General features: G+C 71.6%; 13 protein-coding genes. 1 reads left to right on the top strand and 12 read right to left on the bottom strand.

Annotated features, from left to right (window positions below; genetic code table 11):
- Positions 1–44: 44 nt before the first annotated feature.
- The 3 genes from JMF97_RS25440 to JMF97_RS25430 all read right to left on the bottom strand — a co-directional run bounded on the left by JMF97_RS25440 (position 45) and on the right by JMF97_RS25430 (position 4,317).
- Positions 45–1,214, bottom strand: coding sequence for a glycosyltransferase family 4 protein (locus JMF97_RS25440; RefSeq protein WP_203223810.1), 1,170 nt, complete (start codon positions 1,212–1,214; stop codon positions 45–47).
- Positions 1,211–3,211 (bottom strand): heparinase II/III domain-containing protein, encoded by a 2,001-nt coding sequence (locus JMF97_RS25435; RefSeq protein WP_203223809.1) that lies wholly within the window; start codon positions 3,209–3,211, stop codon positions 1,211–1,213. The genes JMF97_RS25440 and JMF97_RS25435 overlap by 4 nt, the downstream gene beginning before the upstream one ends.
- A gap of 176 nt (positions 3,212–3,387) precedes the next feature.
- Positions 3,388–4,317 (bottom strand): NAD(+)/NADH kinase, encoded by a 930-nt coding sequence (locus JMF97_RS25430; protein WP_203223808.1) that lies wholly within the window; start codon positions 4,315–4,317, stop codon positions 3,388–3,390.
- 243 nt (positions 4,318–4,560) lie between these two features.
- On the opposite strand from JMF97_RS25430, the gene JMF97_RS32095 reads away from it, so the two are divergent.
- Positions 4,561–5,568 carry a glycosyltransferase gene (locus JMF97_RS32095; protein WP_203223807.1) on the top strand — a complete coding sequence of 336 codons (1,008 nt, stop codon included), beginning with the start codon at positions 4,561–4,563 and terminating at the stop codon, positions 5,566–5,568.
- 10 nt (positions 5,569–5,578) lie between these two features.
- On the opposite strand, the gene JMF97_RS25420 is transcribed toward JMF97_RS32095, so the two are convergent.
- The 9 genes from JMF97_RS25420 to JMF97_RS25380 form a co-directional block, all read right to left on the bottom strand.
- Positions 5,579–6,721 carry a glycosyltransferase family 4 protein gene (locus JMF97_RS25420; RefSeq protein ID WP_203223806.1) on the bottom strand — a complete coding sequence of 381 codons (1,143 nt, stop codon included), beginning with the start codon at positions 6,719–6,721 and terminating at the stop codon, positions 5,579–5,581.
- A complete protein-coding gene (locus JMF97_RS25415; RefSeq protein WP_203223805.1) occupies positions 6,708–7,937 on the bottom strand; it encodes a hypothetical protein in 1,230 nt (409 codons plus the stop codon). Before JMF97_RS25415 ends, JMF97_RS25420 begins: the two co-directional genes overlap by 14 nt.
- The gene (locus tag JMF97_RS25410) at positions 7,930–9,036 is read right to left on the bottom strand and encodes a polysaccharide pyruvyl transferase family protein (protein ID WP_203223804.1); all 1,107 of its coding nucleotides are present in this window, start codon (positions 9,034–9,036) and stop codon (positions 7,930–7,932) included. The genes JMF97_RS25415 and JMF97_RS25410 overlap by 8 nt, the downstream gene beginning before the upstream one ends.
- Positions 9,033–10,190, bottom strand: coding sequence for a glycosyltransferase family 4 protein (locus JMF97_RS25405; protein WP_203223803.1), 1,158 nt, complete (start codon positions 10,188–10,190; stop codon positions 9,033–9,035). Before JMF97_RS25405 ends, JMF97_RS25410 begins: the two co-directional genes overlap by 4 nt.
- 17 nt (positions 10,191–10,207) lie before the next feature.
- On the bottom strand, positions 10,208–12,058 hold the full coding sequence (locus JMF97_RS25400; RefSeq protein WP_203223802.1) for an ABC transporter ATP-binding protein: 1,851 nt from the start codon (positions 12,056–12,058) through the stop codon (positions 10,208–10,210).
- Complete coding sequence (locus JMF97_RS25395; protein ID WP_203223801.1) at positions 12,055–12,900, bottom strand: FkbM family methyltransferase; 846 nt, start codon at positions 12,898–12,900, stop codon at positions 12,055–12,057. Before JMF97_RS25395 ends, JMF97_RS25400 begins: the two co-directional genes overlap by 4 nt.
- Positions 12,901–12,934: 34 nt before the next feature.
- Positions 12,935–14,083 (bottom strand): DegT/DnrJ/EryC1/StrS family aminotransferase, encoded by a 1,149-nt coding sequence (locus JMF97_RS25390; protein WP_203223800.1) that lies wholly within the window; start codon positions 14,081–14,083, stop codon positions 12,935–12,937.
- Positions 14,080–14,712, bottom strand: a complete 633-nt coding sequence (locus tag JMF97_RS25385) for a sugar transferase (protein WP_203223905.1) — start codon at positions 14,710–14,712, stop codon at positions 14,080–14,082. The genes JMF97_RS25390 and JMF97_RS25385 overlap by 4 nt, the downstream gene beginning before the upstream one ends.
- Before the next feature lie 200 nt (positions 14,713–14,912).
- A complete protein-coding gene (locus tag JMF97_RS25380) occupies positions 14,913–15,329 on the bottom strand; it encodes a hypothetical protein (RefSeq protein WP_203223799.1) in 417 nt (138 codons plus the stop codon).
- Between the last annotated feature and the right edge of the window lie 16 nt (positions 15,330–15,345).

Below are 15,345 nucleotides of genomic sequence, written 5' to 3'. Positions count from 1 at the left end.
CCGAAGACGGCCGCTGCGCGTACCGCTCGGTTTGGGATGTGGGATCAGCGCTCGACGAGTGGGGCGAGCAGCTGCGCGAGGGCGTGGGACATCGCGGTGCGCGACTGGTTGGCGCGGATCCAACGCCGACCGGACGTGCCCATCTTCGTCAGCTCGTCGCGGCCGGCCGAGACCATCTGGGTGAGACCGTGTGCGAGTTGGCCGGGCGAGGTCACATAGCCGCAGCCGGCGCCCAGGACCAGGTCACCGACCACGCCCGGGCTGTTGGTGACCACCGGCAGCCCGGCGGCCATGTAGTCGAACACCTTGTTGGGGCTGACCGCGGAGCGGAACAACTCGACGTCGGCCAGGACGTGCACGCCGATGTCCGCGGCGTGCAGAAGGTCGGGCACCTCGGTCTTCGGCACCGGATCCAGGAAGCGGAGGTTGTCGATGCCGGTCGCCGCGGCCCGTAGCCGCTCCTTCTCCACTCCCGAGCCGACCAGCACGACGTCGATCTCGGGCACCGATCGGGCGGCGTCCAGAAGCTGATCCAGACCGTTGGCCGGGCCGTGCGCGCCGGCGTAGACGGCGGTCCGGCGGGTGAATCCGTACCGTGCCCGCAGGGTGTCCCGGTCGGCGCTGGGCAGGAAGTCGTCCGGGTCGGCGGCGTTGGGGATGTAGGCGATCTTCTCGGGCGCCACCCCGTGCGCCGCGACGACCTGCACCACGTCGGGCGCCATCACGACGACCCGGTCGGCCCGCAGGTAGAGGAACCGTTCCAGCCGTGCCAGCGCCCGGTACGCCAACGACGTCTCGGACAGCACTCCCATGTCGACGAGGAAGCGCAGCCACAGGTCCCGGATCTCCAGCACGAACGGGGTACGGCGCAGCGCCGCAACCGTCCAGCCGGTCAGCCCGGCCAGCAGGTGCGGCGAGGACGCGTACACCACGTCGGGGCGGGGTTGTCGCAGCCCGGCGATCGCGGCGGTCACCGTGTAGCTGACCCAGTTGAGGACGCGGTCCAGACCGTTGCCCCGGTACGGGGTCACCGCTACCGGGTGGAACCCCGGCTCCGCGCGCTGCGGCAGACCGGTGATCAGGTTGCGCCGACCGGCGATGATCACGTAATCCCAGCCGGGCAGCCGGCCGAACATCTCGACGTGCCGGGTCCCGCCGGGATAGCCCCGGGGCACGGCGAACTGGTTGAAGACGGCGATCCTGCGAGTGGTCATGTCGGCACTTCCCGGTGCTGGACCTCCCCGGACAGGAGGTCGGTGACGGCGAGCGAGGCGCTGGAGGGCTGCCAGGTCACCGCGAACCCGAGACCGTCGAGCGCATGCGCCTGCGGTGTTCCGGGGACTGCGCCGAGCCCCCAGACGGTGGTGTCGGCCCGGTCCTCGACGGTGATCCAGGTCGCCGGTTCCCAGGACCCGTAGGTGTGGCTGTGCCAACCCGCGAACGGCGTCGATCGGCCCCGCACCAGCGCGCGCCCGGGCAGGCCGAACAGGCCGACCTTGGTCCCGCCGCTGACCAGGGTGTTGTCCTCGATCGTCACGTCAGGGTGCAGCGGCACGGTGAGCGACCACGTCCGGTCGGCGGCCGGCTCGTCGGCGAACTCGACGATCGCCACGTACCCCTCGGCCACCACCACCGCGCGGCCGACGCGTACCGGTCGCGGGCCTCGCGCGTACGCGTCGTGCCAGCCGAACAGGATGGTGCGGTCCGCCAGCACGAGGGGCGCCCCGAGGTGCCCGGACGCGGTGTGCAGCCAGCGGAACGCGCGGTGTGGCACGAGCTGGTCCTGACCGTCGGGTCGGCGCACCGGGTGGGCGGCGGAGGTACGCAGCCCGTTGCGGACCTCCAGCGGCCCGTTGTAGGTGCCGGTGCCCGGGTCCGCGATCAGCCATCGACCGTCGTGCTTGACCCAGACGGAGGTGAGGTCGGCGTGTCCGTGCGACGGTCCACCGGCCACCTTGAACCAGACCTGCCACGGACCCCGGTTGACGTACCCGATGCCCCCGGACACCACCGCACCCGGCCGCCCGGCCGCGCGGGGGGTCGTGGTGGGCGCGGTGGCCTCCGGTGGGGCGGGCGCGTACCAGGCCAACTCGTCGTGGTCGGCGTACCACTGCGCGGGCACCTGTTCGCCGCTGAGCACCAGCCCGAGCGCGACCGAGCCGGCCACGTCGAGGGGGTCGCCGGAGGACGCCAGCACCCGTCCCTCGTCCCAGTCGCCGTACTGCGGGAGGTCGCCGTCGAACACGCCGAGCCGGGCCAGGTGCAGGCTGGCCGCGTGCAGGTCACGTCGCAGCTGCGCCGGTGCGTTGCCGAGCAGCACCCGGACGATGAGCATCTCCAGGACGAACCGGTGGTACGACAGCGAGTCCTCGATCATCCGGCCGTCCGGGGCGAGGTGCCGACGCCACTGGGCGGCGAACATCCGCTCGCCGGTACGCGCCCACCGGGTCGCGTGCCGTGCGGTGGGGAACATCCGTGCCAGCAGGATGAGCCCGAGCGCGTCGCCGAGCATGTGGTTGTTGCGCATGCTGCTCACCGTGTACGGCAACTCGATCATCAGATGCCGGGCGCTGGCCAGCAGCAGCCGTTCGGTGGCGGTCACCACCTCGGCCGGGAGCCGCTCCCCGACCAGCGCCAGGACCTGGCTCCAGCTGATGGCGCGCAGCGCGAGTTCGAGGCTGGAATGCCAGTGCACGCCCTGTTCGGGTGGGCACTGTTCGTGCCAGGAGCGCAACAGGCGGGTGAGTTCGTCGCACCACGGGCCGTCCGGGTCGAGGCGGGCCGCGCGGGCCAGCACGACCAGGTCGCGATGCCGTCCCGCCTCCCAGCTGTACTTGACGTCGGAGAGTCGGGCCTCGGACCGGATGTCGATGCGCCACCACGGTTCGTGCGCCGGCCACGACCGTCCGGTGAGCGGGTCGGTGGACCAGGCGGCCGTCACCCCCGTCGCGGCCCGGTGCCCGAAGACGCGCAGCCCTTCCTGCCGGATGCGGCGGGCGTCGTCGAGACACCGCTGCCGGGCCTCGGGGCCGGTCGGCACGTCGGTGGTCAGCGGTACCACGGTGGCCCGGTGGTGCTGCGGTGGCGCACCGCGGAACAGCACCTGGTGGAAGCCGCTGCGTTTCGACAGTTCGTACGCGGCGCGTAGGGGTGCGGCGCGGCCCAACGTCCGCAGGTCCGCGACAATAGTGCGCGGAACCGATTTCCTCATCAGTTCTCCCCTCCGCAACTCGCCCGGGCCGACGCAGGCCGATACGGTGCTGCCCCGCGAATCTGCACGCCAGACGATTAACGGCGGGAATCAGTGGCGAGTTACGTACGCCGACAGAAAGGGGATTTGGCCGCCGCCGGGTGTGCGCGGCGCGATAATCTGGGCCGTTCGGTGTTTCACAGTGGTGGGGGAAGCTCCCGTTCATCGAGCCGGCGGCGCACTTCCTCGGGAAGGAGTTCCCGCAATTGTGCGGGCAGCAGCGGCAGGTCGAGCAGGCCCAGCTTCAGCGCGCTGCGTTCCTGGTAGCGGCGCGGATCCAGGCGCACCACGTGGCCGGCCTCGGGGCGGTACCGGATCTCCACCGCGCCCGACGTCGAGCCGTCCCGGATGATCTGGCCGTCCACCTCCACGGCCACCGGCCCCGAACCCGACTTCAGCTCCAACCGGACGGTCTCCTCGGGGGAGAGCACGACCGCCCGGGAGATGCCGGACATCGGGGCGCTCGGCGTCACCACCACCGCCCGGGTGGCCGGGGAGACCAGCGGCCCCCCGGCGGCGTAGCTGTACGCGGTCGACCCGGTCGGGGTGCTGATCACCAGCGCGTCGCAGCGGTAGTAGCCGTACCGTTGCCCGTCCACGGCCAGGGTGGCGGTGACGAAGCCCTGCCCCGGGGTACGGATCAGCGCGACGTCGTTGAACGCGACCACGTTGTCGCCGCACACCGCGCACTCCAGGCAGCCCTGGCCGACAAGCGTGTAGTCGCCGGTCAGCAGCCGGTCCAGCGCCGCCGGCAGCTCCTGCGGTTCGACCTCCACCAGGAACCCCAGCTTGCCCAGGTGTACTCCGAGGACCGGCTTCGGATCCGGCACGGCCAGCCGTAGCGCACCGAGCATGGTGCCGTCGCCGCCGACGCTGAGCAGCATGTCCGATGCGGCCGTGAGATCGGTTTCCGGCACCGCCCGGACCGACTCGGGCACCCGGTGCCGGTCCTCGGCGCGTACCGTCAGGGCGGCGTCGTGCCGGGCGGCCCAGGCCACCATGGTGTCCACCACCGGGGACACCTCCCGGGTGGGGTGCAGCACCAGCCCGAGCCGGATCCGAGGCATGTCCCCAGCTCACCACAACCGGGCCGCGGCCACGCCCGGTACCGGGCACACCGGCGACACCGGTCGGGTCGACATAGCCACGCGGCGATTAACCGATTCGACGATCGTGTGTCGGATGACTTGTTCGGGTAACCGGTCCAATTCTCGATCGTTGCTCCTGTGTCTCCGCAGTGCGGACGCCCGACTGCGTGTTCCGCGATCTATTCGCGTATGGCGGAGGAATTGTCGATCGGGGGCCAATTCGTGAACAAGGTGGTTGACCTGTCCGGCGGCCCCTCCGGCGGTTCGGGCCGTTTCCGGGAACAGTGCCTGCGCTATCTCGCCGAGCCGGACTCCGCACCGGTGCGGGTGCTCGGGGCCGACCGACGGGTCACCGCCCGCTGGCTGCTGCGGCGGGAGCTGATGGTGCGCTCCGCCGCCCGCCTCGTGTCCACCAACAACGTGGGGTTCGCGACCGGCCGGGGGGTGCGCGTCACGCTCGTCCGCAACGCGAACCACTTCCTCACCGAGCAGGAGTGGGCCCGCAGCAAGCGGTACTTCCGGCCCGGCTTCGCCGCGCAGATCGCCTGGGTACGCGCCGGCCTGCGCCGCGCCGACGTCATCGTGGTGCCGAGTTCCTCGATGGCCGAACGGGTCGGGCACGTCCTGCCCGGCGTACGGGACCGGGTCGTCGTACGGTTCCATCCGCTGCGCCAACCCGCCCGCACGGCCGCCGGCCCCGACGAGCGGTTCCTGCTCTGCCCGATCGTGGACTCGCCGTTCAAGCGGATGCGTGTGCACCTGACGGAGCTGGCGCGGGTGCTGCCGTCCGGAGTGCGGGTGGTCTCCACCATGCGGCCCGACACCGCCCCGCCGGAGCTTCGGGACGACCCGCGGTTCCGGTTCGTGGGGGTGCTGGACCGCGATCGTCTCGCCGAGTACTACGCCCGGTGTGCCGCGGTCTACTACCCGACGGCCGTCGAGTCGTTCGGCTACCCGCTGGCCGAGGCCCGATCGGCGGGTATTCCGGTGATCGCCCAGGACAGCGCGCACAACCACGAGATCGCCGCGTTGGCGCTGCACCCCTTCGACCCGGGTCACAGCGCGAGCCTGCGCGATGCCGTCGAGGCCGCGCTGCACGCCGTACTCACACCGGATCCGGAGCCCTTCGCCGCGGACTCGTACTTCGACTGGCTCTTCGACCACCACCGCAGCCCGCTCGACAGCGTGCCGGCCGGCCAGCGCGAGTGGGCGCGGGACGTGCCGGCCTGACCGGCACCGGTCAGCGCACGCTGGTGGTCCGGGCCCACGGCGGCACCGGCCTCGGCGCGCCGTCGCGCAGATGGGCGACCAGGTCGAGCAGGTACTGGGCGCCTCGTTCGGGGGCGAGATGCGCCGTCGCCCACCCGATGCGGGCCGCCCGTTCCTCGTCGTCGACCCGCCCGTAGCCGGCCGACGCGGTCAGAGCCCGGGTCAGCGAGGTCACGTCACCCGCCGGGAAGACCCGGCTCCGCTCGTCGGCGACGACGAGATCCTGGGCCCCACACCGATCGCTGGTGACCACCCGGGTACCGGCCAGCAGCGCCTCGTTCACCACCGCACCCCAGCCGTCGTACCGGCTCGGCAGGACGAGGATGTCGCTCGCCCCGACGATGCCCCGGGCCGTGGCGTTGTCCACCCGCCCGTGCCAGCGGATCCGGCGGTCGATGCCGAGCCGGCCGGCCAGCGCCATGGCACGCTCCCGCAGCGGCCCGTCGCCGACGACGTCCAGCGTCCAGTCCCACGCCAGCCGGGCCAGGGCGGTGAGCAGCAACTCCGGCTGCTTGCCCCGGTTGACCGAACCCACGAAGACCAGCCGTACCGCGTCCCGGCCCGCTGCGGCGACGGCATCGCCGCCCATCTGGTCGTGCACGTCGACGAAGTACCCGAACCGGAACACCCGCGTGGCCGGGAAGCCGACCCGGACGTACTGCTGCTGTCCGAGTGGCCCGGTGGTGAGCAGGAAGTCGACGCTCGCCCGCAGCCGGCGTGCCGCGACCCGGTAGCGCAGCGGGCGCAACCGACCACGCCAGCCCGCCGGGTCCCACGGCTCGGCGTAGACGCCGACGAGAGTGTCACCGTGGCCACCCACCGACAGCAGGGACCGGGTGGTCGCGGGATAGGCGCCGAGCCCGGAGAAGACGTGCACGCCGCCGGCCAGGCTCGTTTCGAGTCGCCGGCGCTCGGCCTGCTCGGGGGCGACGACCAGGGTCGCCGCGCCGTAGTCCGGCAGGTGCCAGCCCAACTGCTGACGCCGGGGGGACAGGCCGAACTCGGTGATGACGACGACCCGCGCGCAGCTCTGCCGGGCGAGCGCCCGCATCAGCGGCGCCTGGTGTATCGACGGCGTGTTCTGCCAGAACACGATCGGGTCAGACGACGGCATAGCTGCGTTCCCGGGTCGCGGCCGGCATCGGCGTACGGGCGGTGTGGCGGGGCAGCGACGGCGGTGGTGCCTCGCACTTCGCCAGGGCACACCAGACGGCCACGAAACACATGGTCATCGGCCCGACCGGTGACAGCAGCCAGCCCTCGGAGAGGCTGTGCACGACCATCACGCCGCCGAACAGCAGGGTCTGCCGGCCGACCTTCGCCGAGAAGTAGAGGATCACCGCATACATGGCGGCCACCAGCAGGCCACCGGCGAGCCCGGCGTGCACCAGGGCGCGCAGCGGAGTGCTCGCCACCTGCACCAGCTCGTTACCGAGCCCGATGCCCTGCCACCCGGTGTCGGCCAGGACCGTCATCGTGTACGCGTACGAATCGTGCCGCGAGTTGTTGGACCGCAGGATGGTCAGGTCGCTGTCCGTCATCCAGGCCGGGTTGCTCAGCAGCAGCACGAGACCGGTCGCCCCGAGGAGGATCCACAGCGCCCGCAGCCGGCTCTGTCTCAGCGCGAGATGCGCCGTCACCAGCAGCACCGTCGCGATCAGCGAGGAACGACTGGCCGTCCAGATCAGCGCCGCGCCGGTCACCGCGCCGACGGGCAGCATCCAGAGGCGGAACGTCCGGTACGACAGCAGCAGCGCGAAGATCATCACCGCGTAGAAGCCGAGCAGGTTGGGGCTGCTGACCAGACCTCTCAGCCGCTCACCGAGGATTCCGTCGCCGGCCCGGACGATGCCGAACACGACGCTGCCCGAGATCGCCAGGACGAGCGCGATGAGGATCCCCGCGCGGATCTGCGGGCCGCTGATGCGTCGCGCGATCAGCGAGCCGTACACCACGGTCAGCACCGCGCCGGCACTGTAGAGCAGCAACTCCTGGTACATCCCGTGGCCGATGGTGGCGAATGCCAGGTACGCCACGATGGTGGCGGCCAGGACCCGGACGAACTGGCCACACCGATCCGCCAGCGCGGGATCCTCACTGCGATCCTGACTGGCCGCGCTCCAGATGAACCGGGCCAGCACCAGCACGCTGGCCACCCGGACCACCTCGGAGAACCCGGTGTTGGTCGAGCGTTCCACGTACGTCGACGAACACAGCACCAGCACGATCGAGATGGCGATCATCGGGGTGGCCGGAATCCGCAGCACGCTGAACAGGAACAACACCACCGTGCCCGCCAGTACGATCTCCCAGGCGATGCCGCTATCCATCGAGCGTCTCGTACGCCTCGATCGCGGCCAGGCCGATGGCCGCGCGACGGTCCGTCACCTGCTCGGCGAGCGTCTTCATCGCGCTCTCCCGTTCGTCGTAGAGTTGATGCGTCATCGCGGCCAGGGCGCCCCCGGTCGCCTCCGAGGTGCGGATCGTCCAGCGTCCCGCCCCCACCGACTCCTGGAAGTCCCGACACTTCGGGCGGTACTCCAACGCGATCGAGGGCGTGGCCACGCAGGCGGCCCCGACGACCGCGTGCAGCTTCTGGGCGACGAGGATGTCGATGTCGCGCATGACCCGGCGCATCGCGCCGGCGGTGCGCATCTGCGCGGCCAGCACGGCCGGGCAGCCCAACTCGTCGGCCACCGACGCGGTGAGTTCGTCGTCGCGGTCCCAGACCGAGATGAGCAGCACCTCCACCCCACGCTCGCGCAACCCGCGGCCGTACGACACCACGGCGCGGACCAGCTCGGCCGGGTCGCGTTGCCACTGGTTGCCGGTGATGCCGAGGTTGATGCCGATGCGCCCCACGGCGGGCCGGTGGCGCAGGTCGGCGTCGAGCGCGAACAACAGCACCGGGTCGCCGCTGATCTCGGCGTCGACGCCGACCTCCCGCAGCAGGTGCTGCGACAGCGGCCCACGCACCCACACCTTCGGCATCCGGCGCAGCAGCGGCACCCACGCCCGCAACTCGCGGTTGTCACCAGGTACGCCGGTCGACGGCATGACCGGGTCGTCGACACCGGTGCCGATGTTGACCACCGGCAGCCCGTCCAGCAGGCGCAGACTCGATTCCAGACCCCGCCGGAAGCTGGGCGAGCCGATCAGCGTGCCGCCACCCAGGACCGTCCCGCGCAGCTGCCGACGCCGTAGCGCGCGGGCACCGGCCAGCGCGGGAACGGTGTGCACCTGGCGCAGCGGGATGTCGGGCAGCGCATGCTGATGCGCCCAGTACAGAAGGTTGTCGCCGAGGTTGAGGTTGCCCGGCACCCGTGGGCCGACGTACACGCAGGTTCCCGCCTCGGTCCCGTTGAGGCGGGCGGTGTCCTGCGCGTACGTGAGGAGCCGGCGACCCAGTCTGCGTACGGTTGGCGTCACGATGCCGTCACCGCTTTCTTGTTCAGCACGGAATGGGTGAGCACGTCGACCAGGGACTCGGCGTGGGCCTGCCAGGTGCATCCCTCGGCGAGGGCGTGACCGAACGCGACGGCCTGCTCGTACTGCGCGGGCGTCGACAAGATCGCGTCGGCCTTGGCGAGCAGCTGCCGGCTGTCGTCCGGATCGTGCAGGTACCGGTCGTCGTCGATGAGCGCGGCGAGGCCGGCGGAGCGGGACACCAGCGTCGGCACGCCCACGGCCATCGCCTCCAGGTAGACACAGCCGAACGCCTCGGTCCGCGACGGCAGGACGAACAGGTCGGACTCGCCGAGCACCCTCGCCACCTCGTCGGGCGCGACCCGACCGGTGAAGTGGATCCGGTCGCCGTGGCCCAACTGGTCGCGGAGCCCTTCCAGCCGGTGCCGCTCGGGTCCGTCGCCGACCACCCACCAGCTCGCCGCGGGCCACCTGTCCCGGATCGCGGCGAAGGCCCGCAGCAGGGTCTCCTGGTTCTTGTTCGTGTCGACGTTGCCGACGGTGACGAACCGCGGGAAGTCGTCGGCGCTCAGGCGTTGCGACGCGGACCCGGCGCGCGGGGCGAAGGCGTCGAGCAGCACCCCGTTGGGCACCACGTGGCACCCGGCCCGCAGCTCGGGTGGCAGGTCGTCGACGATGTCGGGGCCCACCGCCACCAGCGCCTTCGCCCGCCGCAACGAGCCGGCGATGATGCCGCGTCGCACCGGGTCGGTGCGCGCGCCGGAAGCTGTCATCGGGGCCCGGCCGTGCAGCACCACCACCATCGGCGCCTCGACGCGGCGCAGCAGGCTGCTCGCCCACACCCCTTCGGCCAGTACGGCGTCGACCGGCTCGGACCACAGGCGTCCGCCGTGCACCAGCGACGCCAGGTGGTGTGCGCCGAGAATCCGACGCCGGGTGTGCGGGACCGCCGTGCGATCCGCCGGGTCGATCTCGTGCATCCGCGCGGTCAGGCCGTCGCGGGTCAGCTTGAACACCCGGATCCGTACGCCGAGGTCACGCAGGGCGTCGCACTGGTTGGCGACGAACGTGCCGTCCCACGGCCGCTCGGGTTCGGGATACCAGGGTGTGAAGACCGCGACCGTCAGCTGGCGGTCCACGGCGGTGCGTACGGTCACTGGTGCTCGCTTCCCACTCAGCCGGTCGCGGGTACTTCGGGCAGGGCGTGCTGGTGCGGCGGCTGCACCGCCGAGCGGGCGCGGACGGTCTCGATGCGCCCGTGTTCCAGGCGTACGCGCAGGTCACAGCGCTCGATGGTGCTGAGCCGGTGGGCGATCATGATGATGGTGACCGCACCGTGGAGCCGTTCGATGGTGGAGACGATCTGACTCTCGGTGCCGCTGTCGAGGGCGGCGGTCGCCTCGTCGAGCACCAGCACCCGCGGGTGGTGGTACAGCGCGCGGGCGATGCCGATGCGCTGGCGCTGCCCACCCGACATGCGCACGCCACGCTCACCGAGGCGGCTGTCCAGGCCCTCGGGCAACGCCTTGACCAGGTCCTGCAACTGCGCCTGCTCCAGCGCCCGCCAGACCGCCCGGTCGTCGATGTCCGCGTCGTCGAGCCCCAGGGCGACGTTTCGCCGGACGGTGTCGTCCACGATGATCGTCTCTTGTGGCACGTAGCCGATCTGGGCGCGCCAGGACGGCAGGTTCGCGCGCGTGATCTGCGTACCGTCGACGTAGAGGCCACCCGCCGAGGGCGGCAGCAGGCCGGTGAGGACGTCCACCAGGGTCGTCTTCCCCGAGCCCGAGGTGCCGACGATGCCCACCGACTCGCCGTACCGGATGGTCAGGTTGATGTCGTGCAGGGCCGGTGCCGCCGCGGACGGATACCGGTAGGCGAGGTCGCGGAACTCGATGTGCCGGCGGAACGGGACGGGCGCCGGTGGCGTCGATCGTGGCTGTTCCGGCGTGCTGGAGTTGGCCAGCAGCAGGTCCCGCTCGATGGTGTCGATGCTGCCGGCGCCCACCCTGATGGTGTTCAGCGCGGTCATCATCCGCTGGACCGAGGGGAGCAGGCGCATGGAACCGGCGAGGATCACCCCGATCGAGCCCAGCGCCGCCGCCTGACCGCCGGACAGGGCCGCCGCGGCGATCGTGGCGGCCATGACGAGAACGACCGCCTCCAGGTAGTAGCGCGAGAAGTTGGACATGAACAGCAACCCGCGCAGGGTCTGGGCATGCCGGTGGCGGGAGGTGTCGAAGCGGGCGATCACGTGCGAGCGCCGTTCGAGGATGGTGAGCACCTTCACCGCGCCCAGACCCTCTTGGATGATCCGCTGGTCGGCCGCGTTGAGCTGCTCGTCCTCGATGCCGATGCGCCGCGCCTTGCGCCGCACGACGGCCAGGTAGCCGGCCATCGCCAGCCCCAGGGTGGTCATCGAGGTCAGGGCCGGTGCAGGCTCCATGATGAACAGCGCGGCGCCGAGCCCGACGATGAGAGCGCCCTCGATGACCACGGCCGCGCCGGGCAGCAGCACCCGGCCCATCAGCGACCGTACGGACTGGGCCACCGTACGGGTCAGGTCGGCCGAGTGGTGTTCCAGGTGGAAGCCGTAGTCGGCGGAGAGGAACGTGCGGAACAGCCGGGTCGACAGCACCGCCTCGGCCCGGGCCAGCACACCGGCCTGCCACCACGCCACGATCGAGGCGAACACGCCCCGGGCGATCAGCAGGCCGACCGCGAACGCCCCGACGGTGGCGACGAAGCCGGTGGGTGACTGTGCATCCACGACGTTCTGGGCGAGGCCGATCAGGCTTCTCGGCCCGGCGGTGGTGAGCAGGCTGGGCGTGGTCAGCACCTGCACCACGGCGGCCAACGCGATGAAGCCGACCAGTTCGAGCACCATGACGATCAGCGCGGCCGGCACCGCCAGCGCGTAGCGACGGCGCGAGCGGCGATCGAGCAACGCCACGGCTCTGCGCAGCGTACGCATCATGCCGCCGCCGCCCCCGCGGCCCGCATCCGTCGCCTGCGTTTGCGTCATCGGTACTCCGGAAGCACCGCGAAGATGTCCTCCGCCGCCGTCGCGGTGACCTCGGTGTCCTGGAACAGTCCCTGCTCGTCGGGGCGGACGAACTCGTAGCCGCACTCGCTGAGCAGGGCGGCGATGGGCAGCCGGTCCTCGCCCAGCAGGCGGCGACTCATGCCGTTCCACTCCAGCTGCAACACCCCGATGCGGCGTTGGCGCAGGGCCTCGCGGGCACCGTCGAGCACGAGCCGTTCGACGCCCTCGACGTCGATCTTCACGCCGACCGCGAACCGGTCACCGAGGACGTTGTCCAGGGTGTCCACGGCGATCGACTCGCCGGCCGCCGCCGGATCGAGCAGCAGGTGGTTTGTCGAGTCGCGCCCGGTGGTCAGCTGGAGCTGCCCCGGCCGGTCGGCGAGCCCGCACTCCAGCACGGTGATCGGAAAGTCGTTGAGCGCCACGTTCTCCCGCAGGCGTCGCGCCGCGTCGCGGCCCGGCTCGACCGCGATGACCTGCGCGCCCGCGTCGGCGGCCCACAGCGCGTACGCGCCGACGTTGCTGCCCACGTCGACGAACAGGTCACCCGGTGTGAGGATCCGCCGCCACGCCATCATCTCGTTCCAGTCCGGGGGCGGGGCATAGACGACCTTCGACGCCGCGCTGCAGTGCAGCTCGGCCCACATCCGACCGCCCTGACCCACCCGGGTGAGGGTGCGCAGGCCCAGGCGACCCCGCACCTGGAAGCGGACGGCACGGGCGACCCCGCTGAGCCGGGCACCCCGGTTGGCGGGATGTGTCCAGACGTAGTGGAGCACCCGGCCGCTGTTGCGCACGGTCGGTAGGACGGCCCAGTTCATTGGTTCTCCTCGGTGGTGAGCGCAGCCGGCGGCATCACGTGGACGACGCTGCCGTCCGGGCGGTCACGAAGTCGTCGATCATGCCGAGCACGAAGGTGATCTGCCGTTCGGTGAGCGCGCTGCCGCTGGGCAGGGTCAGCCCTTCGGCGCACAGGGCGTCGGCGGCCCCGGTGAGCAGGCTCTCCGCGCCCGCGTACGCCGGCTGCTGGTGCATCGGCTTCCACACGTGGCGGGTCTCGATGTTCCACTCGGCGAGGTGCGCGGCGAGGTCGGCGGCGTGCCAGCCGGACCGCTGCGGATGCACCCGGATGGCGGTGAGCCAGCAGTTCGAGCCGGAGTCCTCGGCGCCGATCAGCTCCACGCCGGGCACCGGGGCGAAGAGCTTTGCGTACCTGTCGCGCAGCTGTCGCCGACGGTCGATCATCTCGTCCAACCGGGCCAGCTGGGCGCGGCCCAGCGCGGCGAGCAGGTTGCTGAGCCGGTAGTTGTAGCCGGTCTCCCGGTGCTCGTACTGGATCATCGGTTCCCGCGCCTGGTGGGCGAGATGCCGCGCCCGGGCGAGCAGAGCCGCGTCGTCGCCGACGAGCATGCCCCCGCCCGAGGTGGTCATGATCTTGTTGCCGTTGAAGGAGAGCGCGCCGACCCGACCGAAGGATCCGGCGGCCCGACCGAGGTGGGTGGCACCGAGCGCCTCCGCCGCGTCCTCGACCACCGGGACGTCGGCGGCGGCGCAGATCGGCAGCAGCGCGGTGTAGTCGGCGCAGCTGCCGAAGAGGTCGACCGGGATCAGCGCGCCGACCCGCTCACCCCGCGCCCGCAGCCGTTGCAGCAGGTCGGCGACCAGCCCCACGTCGACGTTGCCGGTCCGGGGGTCACAGTCGACGAAGACCGGCCGGGCACCGGTGTAGGAGACCGCGTTGGCGGTGGCGACGAAGGTCAGCGTCGGTACGAGCACCACGTCGCCCGGCCCGACACCCAGCCCGAGCAGCGCCAGATGCAGCGCGGCGGTGCCGGAACTGACCGCCACCGCACCGGTGGTGCCGACCCGGGCCGCCACCTCCTGTTCGAAGGCGTCGACATCCGGCCCGAACGGGGTGACCCAGCCGGAACGCAGCGCCGAGATCAGGTACGACTCCTCCAGCGCGCCGACGTCCGGCGAGGACAGGTAGATGGGTTCGGTCATCGTCGGCTCCCGAGGAACTCCGGTGCCGTCGCGTGGCCCTCGGCGGAGATGCCTTCCCGGCGCAGCGTCGTACCGACGGTGGCGACCAGGATCGCCAGGTCGAGGCGGAACGTGCGCTGCTCGACGTAGTCGACGTCCAGGCTGAGTCGGGCGTCCCAGTCGAGGCTGTTGCGTCCGCTCACCTGGGCCAGGCCCGTGACGCCGGGCCGGACCTCGTGTCGCCGGGCCTGCCGGGGGGAGTACCGGCTCAGGTACTGCGGCAGCAGCGGTCGGGGCCCGACGAGGCTCATGTCACCACGCACCACGTTCCACAAGCTGGGCAGTTCGTCCAGGCTGGTGGAACGCAGCCACCGACCGAGCGGGGTGAGCCGATCGGCGTCGCTGACCCGCGTGCCCCGAGGCTCGTGCATGGAGCGGAACTTGACCAGCTCGAACGGGCGCTCGTCGAGGCCGATGCGGCACTGCCGGAACAGCACCGGGCGACCCAACCCGACGGCCACCACCACCGCCACCACCGCCATGACCGGTGCGGTCAACAACAGCAGCACCGCTGCCACGACCACGTCGAATACTCGCTTCGCCCGATCGCCGGATCGCGTGACCCGGGGAGGGCGTACGGGTGGAGCCACCGAGGATACCGGCACCGTTCTGATCTCCGTCCGTCAAACCGGTCATTGTGCGCTAAAGGGGTTGTATCAGCTACAGCGCTGCCGCCGAGGGCAAATGGCGACAGCAAGGCTGATCCCGGGCACAACAACCCGTGGACGGAACGAAAGGATGCGGTCCACCGGCGCGTCGGATCGCGCTCGCGGTGTGTCGGACGGTCGGCTCAGTCCTCGGCGTCGAGGCGGCGTTGCAGCATCGTGCGCAGCGGAAGCGATTCGCCGTCGCGCCCACCCGCGCCGATGATCAGGGGCGCCGGACTGGGTTGGGGATCGGCGCCGAGCAGCCGGGCGCGCAGCGTACGCGGCACGGTCAGCAGGTGGAATCGCCCGTCCACGTCGACCGCGCGGCTGCGGGCCCGGTCGATGTACCAGCCGTGCAGCCGGGTCCGGTAGCGGGCCCGCCCGTCGTAGGACCGGGCGACGAGCCGGGTGGTGGGCAGCCCTCGCCGCCGTGCCTCGGCGACGAAGTCGCTGACCAGCGTCGCCGCCTCGGCCTGCTCGGCGAGGCGGCGACGCTCAGCGGCGGCCGCGTGCGCCAGCACCGCGTGCTGACGCGCCGCCTGCCAGTCCTCGTCGGTCACGCTCCCGACGGTACGC

Origin of the sequence: Micromonospora fiedleri, assembly GCF_016774385.1 — a bacterium.
GTDB lineage: Bacteria > Actinomycetota > Actinomycetes > Mycobacteriales > Micromonosporaceae > Micromonospora > Micromonospora gifhornensis.
The sequence above is the reverse complement of the archived record's forward strand: the minus strand, read 5'-3'. Positions and strand labels throughout refer to the sequence as shown.

What these genes read in the sequence shown, in the direction of transcription:
- JMF97_RS25440 (WP_203223810.1), bottom strand. Translation starts at nt 1,214, where the DNA reads ATGACCACTCGCAGGATCGCCGTCTTCAACCAGTTCGCCGTGCCCCGG.
- JMF97_RS25435 (WP_203223809.1), bottom strand. Translation starts at nt 3,211, where the DNA reads ATGAGGAAATCGGTTCCGCGCACTATTGTCGCGGACCTGCGGACGTTG.
- JMF97_RS25430 (WP_203223808.1), bottom strand. Translation starts at nt 4,317, where the DNA reads ATGCCTCGGATCCGGCTCGGGCTGGTGCTGCACCCCACCCGGGAGGTG.
- JMF97_RS25420 (WP_203223806.1), bottom strand. Translation starts at nt 6,721, where the DNA reads ATGCCGTCGTCTGACCCGATCGTGTTCTGGCAGAACACGCCGTCGATA.
- JMF97_RS25415 (WP_203223805.1), bottom strand. Translation starts at nt 7,937, where the DNA reads ATGGATAGCGGCATCGCCTGGGAGATCGTACTGGCGGGCACGGTGGTG.
- JMF97_RS25400 (WP_203223802.1), bottom strand. Translation starts at nt 12,058, where the DNA reads ATGACGCAAACGCAGGCGACGGATGCGGGCCGCGGGGGCGGCGGCGGC.
- JMF97_RS25395 (WP_203223801.1), bottom strand. Translation starts at nt 12,900, where the DNA reads ATGAACTGGGCCGTCCTACCGACCGTGCGCAACAGCGGCCGGGTGCTC.
- JMF97_RS25390 (WP_203223800.1), bottom strand. Translation starts at nt 14,083, where the DNA reads ATGACCGAACCCATCTACCTGTCCTCGCCGGACGTCGGCGCGCTGGAG.